Source organism: Micromonospora sp. NPDC049891 (genome assembly GCF_040660295.1).
In the GTDB taxonomy this organism is placed as follows: domain Bacteria; phylum Actinomycetota; class Actinomycetes; order Mycobacteriales; family Micromonosporaceae; genus Micromonospora.
Genome location: NZ_JBFAML010000016.1, coordinates 144,790 through 155,654 on the forward strand (window position 1 = coordinate 144,790; position 10,865 = coordinate 155,654).

10 protein-coding genes and 3 pseudogenes are annotated in these 10,865 nt (G+C 69.5%); 9 read left to right on the forward strand and 4 right to left on the reverse strand.

Annotated elements, in window-relative coordinates; genetic code table 11:
- Nucleotides 1–96 precede the first annotated feature (96 nt).
- From AB0I71_RS20995 to AB0I71_RS21010, 4 genes are all read right to left on the reverse strand, one after another.
- Nucleotides 97–249 carry a hypothetical protein gene (locus AB0I71_RS20995; protein WP_357587029.1) on the reverse strand — a complete coding sequence of 51 codons (153 nt, stop codon included), beginning with the start codon at nt 247–249 and terminating at the stop codon, nt 97–99.
- Nucleotides 246–620: a hypothetical protein gene (locus tag AB0I71_RS21000; protein ID WP_357587031.1), complete on the reverse strand. Its 375-nt coding sequence runs from the start codon at nt 618–620 to the stop codon at nt 246–248. Before AB0I71_RS21000 ends, AB0I71_RS20995 begins: the two co-directional genes overlap by 4 nt.
- Nucleotides 621–835: 215 nt before the next feature.
- Entirely contained in the window at nt 836–1,525 is a 690-nt protein-coding gene (locus AB0I71_RS21005) for a DUF2637 domain-containing protein (RefSeq protein ID WP_357587033.1), read from the reverse strand.
- Nucleotides 1,522–1,716 (reverse strand): hypothetical protein, encoded by a 195-nt coding sequence (locus AB0I71_RS21010; protein ID WP_357587035.1) that lies wholly within the window; start codon nt 1,714–1,716, stop codon nt 1,522–1,524. Before AB0I71_RS21010 ends, AB0I71_RS21005 begins: the two co-directional genes overlap by 4 nt.
- Before the next feature lie 49 nt (nt 1,717–1,765).
- Between AB0I71_RS21010 and AB0I71_RS21015 the strand changes: the two are divergent.
- From AB0I71_RS21015 to rny, 9 genes and pseudogenes are all read left to right on the forward strand, one after another.
- Nucleotides 1,766–2,173, forward strand: a pseudogene (locus AB0I71_RS21015) (uracil-DNA glycosylase family protein); the annotation flags it as partial.
- 130 nt (nt 2,174–2,303) lie between these two features.
- Nucleotides 2,304–3,443 (forward strand): acyl-CoA dehydrogenase family protein, encoded by a 1,140-nt coding sequence (locus tag AB0I71_RS21020; RefSeq protein ID WP_357587037.1) that lies wholly within the window; start codon nt 2,304–2,306, stop codon nt 3,441–3,443.
- Between the two features lie 67 nt (nt 3,444–3,510).
- A complete protein-coding gene (locus tag AB0I71_RS21025; protein WP_357587039.1) occupies nt 3,511–4,914 on the forward strand; it encodes an MFS transporter in 1,404 nt (467 codons plus the stop codon).
- A 4-nt stretch (nt 4,915–4,918) separates the two neighbouring features.
- Complete coding sequence (locus AB0I71_RS21030) at nt 4,919–5,119, forward strand: DUF3046 domain-containing protein (protein ID WP_204011106.1); 201 nt, start codon at nt 4,919–4,921, stop codon at nt 5,117–5,119.
- 185 nt (nt 5,120–5,304) lie between these two features.
- Nucleotides 5,305–5,919: pseudogene (recA, locus tag AB0I71_RS21035) on the forward strand (recombinase RecA); the annotation flags it as partial.
- A gap of 3 nt (nt 5,920–5,922) precedes the next feature.
- Nucleotides 5,923–6,771 (forward strand): annotated as a pseudogene (locus AB0I71_RS21040) (recombinase RecA); the annotation flags it as partial.
- A gap of 171 nt (nt 6,772–6,942) precedes the next feature.
- Nucleotides 6,943–7,443 carry a hypothetical protein gene (locus AB0I71_RS21045; protein WP_275410384.1) on the forward strand — a complete coding sequence of 167 codons (501 nt, stop codon included), beginning with the start codon at nt 6,943–6,945 and terminating at the stop codon, nt 7,441–7,443.
- Nucleotides 7,444–7,452: 9 nt separating this feature from the next.
- Nucleotides 7,453–8,226 (forward strand): regulatory protein RecX, encoded by a 774-nt coding sequence (locus tag AB0I71_RS21050; protein WP_357587042.1) that lies wholly within the window; start codon nt 7,453–7,455, stop codon nt 8,224–8,226.
- A 780-nt stretch (nt 8,227–9,006) separates the two neighbouring features.
- Nucleotides 9,007–10,773 (forward strand): ribonuclease Y, encoded by a 1,767-nt coding sequence (rny, locus tag AB0I71_RS21055; protein ID WP_357587044.1) that lies wholly within the window; start codon nt 9,007–9,009, stop codon nt 10,771–10,773.
- Nucleotides 10,774–10,865 lie beyond the last annotated feature (92 nt).

Below are 10,865 nucleotides of genomic sequence, written 5' to 3' on the forward strand. Positions count from 1 at the left end.
CACCTGAGAAGCCAAGAAGAGCCCCTACCCATACTCGGGTAGGGGCTCTCGGCTGTTATCGCCTTAGAATCGCTCTCAGCGGGCTACAGAGCCCTTCTAGGAAGCTTCAACGACGTACGTGACGTCGCAACGGCGATCCTTGTAGATCGAAAGGACGTCATTGCTGAACAGCGGGATGAAGAGATCGGAGACCAGCGAGTCTCCGTACCGCTCAAGAAACTCATCTTCACTCTTCCAAATGATCGTCATGCGGCAACCTTCCCCCAGCGCTGACCACGCCGGATGTTCTCTGCTTGGGTGGTGGGTTCAAGGTGTTCGGGGTTGATACACAGTCCGAGGCCAGAGCAGCCCCGGGAGACGACGTGATCGATCACCTCATCGGGCTGGAGCCCGAGGTAAGCACGTCCGATGATTCGATGGCAGTAGTCAGGCACACCGTTCGTGCCCTGGACCATCCCGTAGACGTTTCCTACGTTCACCGCTGCCCCAGTCCAATACAGGCATCCGGTCTCAGGGTCTTCGATCGTTCGCTCAGCGAGCATCCACGCCGCTAGCTCAGCCTCACTGGTCATCTTTGGGCGACGCTTCGAGGGAACGTAATAAGGGTTCGGTCGGTCCATGGTGTGTCTCCATATTCAGTTATGGGCAAAGCAGAAGGAGCCACTGCCCGGGCAATGACTCCTTCATCCTGTATATATGTGTCGCAGAGGCCGCTTGCGCGGCACGGGCTAGAACAGGCTGCTAATCGGTCCGTAGGAGCACAGGATGATCAGTGCGACCAGGAAGCCCCATGCAAGCTGCCGGGAGGTCGGTACGAACATCCACAGGAGTCCCCTCACGGCTTCACCCCGTTCAGGGCTCGCCTCACGGTGCGCTCAGAGACTTTGGCCCTACGGGCAACCTCTTCGATCCGGCCGTCAGGAACGCTCCGCAGAGCCTTCATGACCTTCTCTGCGGTCTGAGGGCTGACCCGAGCAGCCGGAGGCTTCACGGGCTCGCTGTCCGGCACTGTCACTGGCACCAGGCGCAGAAGGCGCACGCCAGCGGGCACCACCGGAGGACGCTCGATCCTGGGCTTGACCTCGGTGACAACCGGCTTCCTGTCCGGCATTTGTCCGGCACTCTCGGCCGCTCGGATGCGACCTCCAAGCTCAACCAGGCTGATCGAGGCAACTACGACCAGGCCGTCAACGCTGAACGGGATGAGGTACTGGCTGCCTCCGGTCTCGCCGTAGTGGCTCGCTACGGAGGCCATGTGCCAGTAGGACACCCAGGCAGCGATGCCAGCGACCACGGACGTAGCCACCCAGCGGACAACCGCCAGGGACTTGCGGTGAACCGGGACACGGCTGATGAGTTCGATGGTCAGCAGGAGCGCCAGAGGCGACCACGCCGAAACGATTTGGCTGATCAGGTTGTCTCGGGCATGCAGCACGTTCCCCGCGATACTCGCTGCGACACCGAGCGCGAGCACCAGGCGGACAGCCCAGCGGAGACGCTTCAAGCTCTTGAGGTCGGTGGTCACAGCAGCCCTCCGTCCTGGAGCGCTTCGCTGGTCTCCTCGGAGAACACCGAGTTGGGGTCGCTCTGGCGGAACGCCTCCACGAGGCTGTTGAAGGCCATCATGAGAGAAGGCCAGTAGGGCTTGCTGCTGAGGTCTTCGTGGCTGATGACCCACGTCCAGTCACCGAAGTCATCGGGGATGTTGCTGGTCACAGGGGCTCCTAGGTGAGAGTGGCGATTGCGTCTACAACCTAGGAAATTCGCGGTGAAGCACTTCCGGTTCGAGCTGCGCGGCAAGCGGCGCATCCACCAGACCCCCGACCGGGTGCACATCACCGCCTGCCGGCCCTGGCTGGTCGCCGAGTTCGCCCAGCTGGACCCGGAGGTGATAGTGGTGCTCGGGGCGACCGCCGCCAAAGCCCTGCTCGGCCCGGCCTTCCGGGTCACCCGGCAGCGCGGCGAACTGCTGCCCTGGCCGGCCACCGCGCAACACCCGGAGGACTTCCAGCGGGTACCTGTCGACAGCGCCGGGGGGACCACCGACGCGCCGCCGGCCCGACTGCTGGCCACCATCCACCCCTCCGCCGTGCTTCGCGCCGACAACCAGGACGTCGCGTACGACGGACTGGTCGCCGACCTCACAGTCGTCGCCCGCGCTCTCGCCGGCTGACCTGCCACGCTCGCCCTCAGCCGCAGCGGATGGTCGCCGTGGGCCAATGCCGGTGGCGGTCGCCAGCACCCCCTCAGGCCGCCGCCACCGACCCCGCGGCGAGGCTGCGGACGGTGCCACACTTGCCGCCATGCAGCAGCATCTCTACGAGCCCGACCACGACGAGTTCCGCGACCTGTGCCGCAGTTTCCTGAACCGGGAGGCCGTGCCGCACCACGAACGTTGGGAGGCCGACGGGATCGTCGACCGCGAGGTGTGGCACAAGGCCGGCGCCGCCGGGCTGCTCGGCATGGACGTCGACCCCGAGTACGGCGGCGGCGGACAGCGGGACTTCCGGTACAACGCCGTCCTCGTCGAGGAGATCGTCAACTCCGGCTGCTCCGGGCTCGGCTTCGGCCTGCACAACGACGTGGTCGCGCCGTACCTCACCGAGCTGACCACCGAGGAGCAACGCAAGCGCTGGCTGCCCCGGTTCTGCTCCGGCGACCTGGTCACCGCCATCGCGATGAGCGAACCCGGTGCCGGCTCCGACCTGGCCGGCGTACGCACCACTGCCGTCCGTGACGGGGACAGCCTCGTGCTCAACGGGCAGAAGACGTTCATCACCAACGGCGAACTGGCCGACCTGGTGATCGTGGTGGCCCGGACCGCCGACGAGGGTGCCCACGGAGTCAGCCTGATCGCGGTGGAGACCGGAACCGAGGGCTTCACCCGGGGCCGTCGACTGGCCAAGGTCGGATTGAAGGCCAACGACACCGCCGAACTCTTCTTCGACGACTGTCGGGTGCCGGCAGCCAACCTCATCGGCACCGAGAACCACGGCTTCTACCACCTGATGGCCAACCTGCCCCGGGAACGGCTCAGCATCGCCGTCGCCGCGGTCGCCGCCGCGGAACGGCTGCTCGCCCTCACCCTCGATCACGCGCGCACCCGGGAGGCGTTCGGCCGGCCGATCGGGAAGTTCCAGCACAACCGGTTCCTCCTGGCCGAGCTGGACACCGAGGTCACCATCGCGCGGACCTTCGTCAACCACTGCGTCGCCGAGTTCAACGCGGGCCGGCTGTCGGTGACCGACGCGGCCAAGGCCAAGTGGTGGACCACCGAGTTGCAGAACCGGGTCGCCGACAGGTGCGTGCAGTTGCACGGCGGCTACGGCTTCATGCTGGAGTACCCGGTGGCGCGGGCCTGGCTGGACAGCCGGGTGCAGACCATCTACGGCGGCACCACGGAGATCATGAAAGAGATCATCGGTCGCGGCCTGGGGCTGTGACGAAACCGGGCTGCCGGCGGTCGGTCGGGTGCGAAAGGATGGTGACCCCTTACCAAGGAGCCTCCCGTTGGCCACTGACCTGACGACCACGCCGGCGGCGCACCCGGAGGTCGCGCCGATCCAACGGCGTACCCTCCGGCTGCTCTTCACCACCCAGATCGTCGGCGGCATCGGGGTGACCATCGGCATCGCGGTCGGTGCCCTGCTCGCCGCCGAGATCGCCGGCACCGCCGTGGCCGGCCTGGCGCAGAGCGCCGCCGTGATCGGTGCCGCCCTGCTCGCCGTGCCGGTCACCCGGATCATCACCGGGTACGGCCGCCGCCCCGGCCTGGCCTTCGCGTACGTGGTCGGGGCGCTGGGCGGGGCGCTCGTCGTGCTCGCCGCGGCGACCCGCTGGGTCCCGCTGCTCTTCCTCGGCATGCTCCTCTTCGGCGGCGGCTCCGCCGCCAACCTCCAGGCCCGCTACGCCGCTGTCGACCTCGCCGAACCGGACCGTCGCGCCCGGCAACTGTCGCTGATCGTCTGGGCCACCACCATCGGCGCGGTGGCCGCGCCCAACTTCGCCGCGCTCGCCGACCGCACCACGAGCGGCTGGGGACTGCCGGCGCTGTCCGGCCCGTTCGCGTTCAGCGCCGTGGCGTTCGTGCTCGCCGCCGGCGTACTGCTGCTGTGGTTGCGGCCCGATCCGCTGCTCACCGCGCGCCGGCTCGCGGCGGCCCGCACCGGCGAGGCCGGCTCGACCTCGGCGGCCGGTCCAGCACCGACCTCGGCGGCCCCGGCCCCGGCCGCGTCGGCGCTCGCCCCGGCCGGCACGGTTCCGGCCGAGCCGGTCGCGGCACCGGCACCGCCGGCCCGGCGCGGCGCGGGCATGCGCGCCGCCTGGTCGGTGGTACGCGCCCGACCGGCCGCCCGGCTCGGCGTCGCCGCCGTGGCCGTGGGCCACCTGGTGATGGTGGCGGTGATGGCGATGACCCCGGTGCACCTACGGGAGTACTACCCCCTCGACGAGGTGCTGCCGGTGGTCGGGCTGGTGCTGAGCCTGCACATCGCCGGCATGTACGCGCTGGCACCGGTGGTCGGTTGGCTCGCCGACCGGTTCGGCCGGCGCCCGGTCATCCTCGGTGGGATCGGGACGCTGCTGGCCGCCTGCGCGGTCGCCGGCACCGCCGGGCACCACACTCCCCGGCTCACCATCGGGCTCATCCTGCTCGGGCTCGGCTGGTCGGCGACAATGGTGGCCGGTTCCACACTGCTGTCGGAGTCGGTACCGGACGCGGTGCGACCCAGCGCGCAGGGACTGTCCGACCTGCTCATGGGGCTGGCCGGAGCGCTTGCGGGAGCGCTGAGCGGGTTTGTCATGCAACTGGCCGGCTATCCGGTGCTGACCCTGCTCGCCGCGGTCGCGGTGGCGCCCCTGCTGGCGCTAGCGTTGCGTCCGGTGCCGGTGGGTGCACCGGACAGGGAGGACTGATCACGTGCGGCTGACCGACTTCTGGGCACGCCTGGCCGAGGCGTTCGGGCCGGCGTACGCGGCGAGCATCGCCAGCGACCAGGTGTTGCCGGAACTCGGCGGACGGACCATCGAGCAGGCCCTCAAGGCCGGCGTGGAGACGCACGTGGTGTGGCGCGCCGTGGTCGCCGCCTATCCCGACCGGGTACCCGCCCGGCTACGCTGAGCAGTCGATTCGTTACTTCCGCGTGTCTCTTGCCGAGTCGTACACCTGTTCGGCTATTGTCCACAGCGGGGTGCTCGTCCACAGGCCACGGCCAGTCGGCTGGTTTTCTGTCGGACCCAGCGCCTAGCGTGTCCCGCGTGACGCGAAGCTCAGGAAAGACGCCGGCGAAGGCAGGGGTGGCAACGATGGCGGCAGGTCCTGACCGGGAGAAGGCGCTCGACCTTGCTCTCGCTCAGATCGACAAGCAGTTCGGCAAGGGCTCGGTGATGCGGCTGGGGGAGCGGCCGGTCATCCAGACCTCGGTCATTCCGACCGGTTCCATCGCGCTCGACGTGGCGCTCGGCGTGGGTGGTCTGCCCCGCGGCCGGGTCGTCGAGGTCTACGGCCCGGAGAGCAGCGGTAAGACCACGGTCGCCCTGCACGCGGTGGCCAACGCCCAGCGGGCCGGCGGCATCGCCGCCTTCATCGACGCCGAGCACGCGCTCGATCCGGAGTACGCCAAGGCGCTGGGCGTCGACACCGACGCCCTGCTGGTTTCCCAGCCGGACACCGGCGAGCAGGCGCTGGAGATCGCGGACATGCTGGTCCGCTCCGGCGCGATCGACATCATCGTGATCGACTCGGTCGCCGCGCTGGTGCCGCGCGCCGAGATCGAGGGCGAGATGGGCGACAGCCACGTGGGGCTGCAGGCCCGGCTGATGAGCCAGGCGCTGCGGAAGATCACCGGTGTGCTCAACAACACCGGCACCACCGCGATCTTCATCAACCAGCTCCGCGAGAAGATCGGCGTCATGTTCGGGTGCATGTCGTACTCGACCCGGGTGACGCTGGCCGACGGCACGCAGGAGAAGATCGGCAAGATCGTCAACCAGCGGATGGACGTCGAGGTCCTCTCCTACAACCCGGACACCGACCGGGTGGAGCCGAAGCGGATCACCAACTGGTTCAACAACGGTCCGGCGGAGCAGTTCCTCCAGTTCACCGTCGCCAAGTCGGGCGGCAACGGGCGGGCGCAGTTCGCCGCCACCGCCAACCACCTGGTACGCACCCCGGGTGGCTGGCGGGAGGCGGGCGAGTTGATCGCCGGTGACCGGGTGATGCTCGCCGAGTCGCGACGCCTCAGTGAGCAGCAGTGGCAGGTCGTGCTCGGTTCGCTGATGGGTGATGGCGCCCTGTCGCCGAACCGGCAGGACCGTTCAGGTGTCCGCTTCCGGCTCGGCCACGGCGCCCAGCAGGTCGACTACCTCGACTGGAAGATCTCGCTGCTCGGCAACATCGGCCACTCCCGGCGTACCGACGCCCGGGGCGCCGCATTCGTGGACTTCACCCCGCTGCCGGAGTTGGACGAGCTGCGCCGCGCGGTCTACCTGGGCGACGGCAAGAAGCACCTCAGCTGGGACTACCTCAAGGCGCTCACCCCGCTCGCGCTCGCCGTGTGGTACATGGACGATGGCTGCTTCACCGTCCGCTCCAAGGGCTTGCAGGAGCGTACGGTTGGCGGCTCCGGTCGGATCGAGATCTGCGTCGAGGCGATGGCGGAGGGCAGCCGCGACCGTCTGGTCGAGCATCTGCGTGACGCGTACGGCATGGATGTGAAGCTGGTCTCCCGGGGTGCCCGGCAGACGGCGTCGATCATCTTCACCACGGAGTCGTCGGCGAAGTTCCAGGAGCTGGTTGCTCCCTACGTGCCGGCGGCGATGGAGGCCAAGCTGCTGCCGCGGTTCCGAGGCCAGTGTGCCGTCGAGCCGCAGTTCGTCCCGGCGGAGCTGATGCCGGTGCCCGCACGGATCATCGATGTCCGAGTCAAGCCGAAGACCCGCTCGATGAACCGGTTCGACATCGAGGTCGAGGGCAACCACAACTACTTCGTCGACGGCGTCATGGTGCACAACAGCCCCGAGACCACCACCGGTGGGCGGGCGTTGAAGTTCTACGCCTCGGTCCGGCTCGATGTGCGGCGTATCGAGAGCCTGAAGGACGGCACCGACGTGGTCGGTAACCGGACCCGGGTCAAGGTCGTGAAGAACAAGGTCGCGGCCCCGTTCAAGCAGGCCGAGTTCGACATCATGTACGGCAAGGGCATCTCTCGCGAGGGCTCCCTCATCGACGTCGGCGTCGAGCAGTCGATCATCCGCAAGTCCGGTGCCTGGTACACCTACGAGGGCGACCAGCTGGGCCAGGGCAAGGAGAAGGCCCGCGAGTTCCTCCGGGAGAACCCGGACGTGGCCGCCGAGATCGAGAAGAAGATCCTGGAGAAGCTCGGCGTCGGGGTCGGCGCGGGCGACGCCGCCGGTGGCCCGGAGCTGCCGCCTGTCGACTTCTGATCCTGAGTCGTGGCAGGACGACGTGCCCGCTCGGGGCGGGGCTGGGATGCCAGCCCGCCCCGAGCGGGTGACTCCACACCGCGTCCCCGCCGAGGCCGCCGCGCCTCCGGGAACGCCTCCGACCCGGGTGACCCGGCGTCGGCCGATCCCCGGGACGCGTCGGCTCCAGGCACCCAGGCCTGGGGTGCAGCCGGCTCCGCCGGACGGGCCGGCGGTCCGGCGCGCGGCGAGGCGGCATCCGCGCCTCGCGACGAGGCCGAGGTGGCCCGGGAGATCTGTCTGCGGCAGCTCGCGGTGCGTCCGCGTACCCGGGCCGAGCTGGCGACCGCGTTGGCTCGGCGGGGCATCTCCGAGGAGACCGCCAACCAGGTTCTCGACAGGTACGACGAGGTCGGCATCATCGACGACGCGGCGTTCGCTCGGGCCTGGGTGAGCAGCCGGCACGCCGGCCGTGGGCTGGCCCGCCGGGCACTTGCCAATGAGCTGCGCCAGCGTGGCGTGGATGGTGACACGGCCAGCGAGGCGCTTGACGAATTGGACGAGAGCACCGAGGCGGAGACTGCCCGCGCCCTGGTGGACCGGAAGCTGCGTACCGCCCGAGGTGAGCCGGACGCGGTGTTCCGGCGGTTGGTCGGCATGCTGGCCCGGAAGGGCTACCCGGCCGGTGTGGCGATCCGGGCGGTGAAGGACGCGATCGCCGCGCAGAGCGCCGAGGCGGCCGAGTTCGCCGAGCAGATCGACGCCGACGCCCTCGCCGACGCCGAGGGCGAGATCGACCGCTGACCGTCGGTCCAACTCCCGCAGCGCCCGGGTCCGTTGACCTGACCAGCCCGGATGAGTCAACTCGGCGTTGGGTGTTCGTCTTTTTTGCCCACTGGCGTCCGAGTATTCATTGGCGGAGGGTGACGAGTTAACTTCTCTCCGTCCGGGTGGTTTGATCATCTGTTCTTGACCGGAGGCCGGTTGGGACCTAGCCTCGCCATAAAGGCTCACATTGCCCGACCAAGCGCAGGCTAAGCGCACAACATAGATCCCGTAACAGAACAGCATCACTTTGGCCGGCACCATCGGCCACGTACGTCAGCTTCGGACAGGCCGGTCCGGGCTCACGTGACACTGCACCCGGCCCGCCGACGGCCGTCAGGGCCGTCGGCGGAGGAAGCCAACCCACGGCCACGCGCTCCGGTCGGGCGTCCAGAGTCGCAGGAGCATGCCCACCCGGCAGGCTGTTGCGGCGCGACGGTTCAGGGGAGGCGCGCCATGGCGAGGCGGCAGAGGTTCACCGGAGTCCCGGCATGAGCGAGCGGAGCGAGCCGACCTTGCGGCTTCGTTCGGCGCTGCCCGCTAGGGGCGCGCGGCGGAGTGGAGCGCCGGCATGAGCGGGGGGCACGGCGCTCCCGGTGCGGCGGAATCCGGGGCCACCGACGACGGTGAGCAGAGTTCGCGATCGCCGGGGCGCCATCCGGTGTCGCCCACCGGTGCCGCCGTGGTCGGGCTCGGGGGTGCGGCGGAAGCCGCCGGTGTCGTGGCTCATTCCGGTGGCCGGCGGGACGGAGCGGCCGGATGAGCGCCTTCGATGTCGTGATCCTGACCGCCGTGCTGGTGCTGACCCTCGTGGTGCTCGGTGCGGTCCTGTTCGGGGTGCGGCTGATGCGGGGGCTGTTGACGCGTCCGGCACCTGAGGATCCCGCGTACGTCGCGGAGAAGGACCGGCAGGAGCAGTCGCTGGCCGCGCTGCGCACCGCCGCTGACGAGGTCAACAGCACAATCGACGTGGCGAAGTCCGCAGCGGCGGCGGCCCGCGCCGAGGCGGCGGCGGCCAAGGCCGAGGCGAAGGCGGCGCGGGCGGAGGCCCGCCGGGTGCTCGACGACGCCCGCGCCGAGGCGGACACGGTGCTCGAACGGGCGCACAAGCAGGCCGAGGCGGATGCCGAGCAGTTGCGCACCGCTGCGCGGCGCAGCGGTGAGCGGGAGGTGGCGGTGCTCGCCGCGACCACCCGGGAACAGGCCGCCGAGGTGGAGCGGCGGGCGACCCGGATGGACGAGCGGGAGCGGCTGCACACCGAGGAGGTGGAGCGGCTCGCGGAACGGGAACGCCAGCTCACGGCGGCGAATGCCGCGCTGGCCGCCCGCGAGGCGGCGCTGGCCGAGCGGGAGGCCGAGCTGGCCGAGGCGGAGAACCAGCGGCGACGTGAGTTGGAGCGGGTCGCCGAGTTGACCGCCGACGCCGCGCGGGCCGAGCTGGTCGAGGCGATCGAGGGCCAGGCGAAGCGGGAGGCCGCGCTGCTGGTCCGGGACATCGAGTCCGACGCGAGGTCCACCGCCGAGCAGCGGGCCCGGCACATCGTGGTCGACGCGATCCAGCGGGTGGCGAGCGAGCAGACCGCCGAGAGCGTGGTCAGTGTGCTGCACCTGCCGGGTGATGAGATGAAGGGGCGGATCATCGGCCGGGAGGGCCGCAACATCCGGGCCTTCGAGTCGGTCACCGGGGTGAACCTGATCATCGATGACACTCCCGAGGCGGTGCTGCTGTCCTGCTTCGACCCGGTCCGCCGGGAGATCGGTCGGTTGACCCTGGAGAAGCTGGTGCTGGACGGCCGGATCCATCCGCACCGGATCGAGGAGGTGCACGACCTGGCCCGCCAGGAGGTGGATCAGCTCTGCCACCGGGCCGCCGAGGACGCGCTGGTGGAGGTCGGCATCACCGAGATCCACCCGGAGCTGGTCACCCTGCTGGGCCGGCTGCGTTACCGCACCTCGTACGGGCAGAACGTGCTCAAGCATCTGGTGGAGACCGCGCACATCGCCGGGGTGATGGCGGCCGAACTGCGACTGGACGTGCCGTTGATCAAGCGGTCGGCGTTCCTGCACGACATCGGCAAGGCGCTCACCCACGAGGTGGAGGGCAGCCACGCCATCATCGGCGCGGACGTGGCCCGCAAGTACGGCGAGAGCGAGGACGTGGTCCACGCTATCGAGGCGCACCACAACGAGGTGCCGCCGCAGACCGTGGAGGCGGTGCTGACCCAGGCGTCCGACGCCTGCTCGGGCGGCCGGCCGGGGGCGCGGCGGGAGAGCCTGGAAGCGTACGTCAAGCGGCTGGAACGCATCGAGGAGATCGCGGCCGGCAAGCAGGGCGTGGAGAAGGTCTTCGCCATGCAGGCGGGCCGGGAGATCCGGGTGATGGTCAAGCCCGACGACGTCGACGACATCGGCGCGGCGGTGCTGGCCCGGGACGTGGCCAAGCAGGTCGAGGAGGAGTTGACCTATCCGGGTCAGATCCGGGTGACGGTGGTTCGCGAGTCCCGGGTCACCGAGATCGCCCGCTGATCCCTGACAACTGCGAAATGCGTCGCGGAAAGGCCAAGGAGGTGCCCGCGGCGATCGCCAAGGGCGTCGAGGAGGCCAAGAAGCACTTCTTC

Coding starts and splice junctions, on each gene's coding strand:
- AB0I71_RS21045 (WP_275410384.1), top strand. CDS start 6,943: ATGAACCGGTTCGACATCGAGGTCGAGGGCAACCACAACTACTTCGTC.
- AB0I71_RS21000 (WP_357587031.1), bottom strand. CDS start 620: ATGGACCGACCGAACCCTTATTACGTTCCCTCGAAGCGTCGCCCAAAG.
- AB0I71_RS21020 (WP_357587037.1), top strand. CDS start 2,304: ATGCAGCAGCATCTCTACGAGCCCGACCACGACGAGTTCCGCGACCTG.
- rny (WP_357587044.1), top strand. CDS start 9,007: ATGAGCGCCTTCGATGTCGTGATCCTGACCGCCGTGCTGGTGCTGACC.
- AB0I71_RS20995 (WP_357587029.1), bottom strand. CDS start 249: ATGACGATCATTTGGAAGAGTGAAGATGAGTTTCTTGAGCGGTACGGA.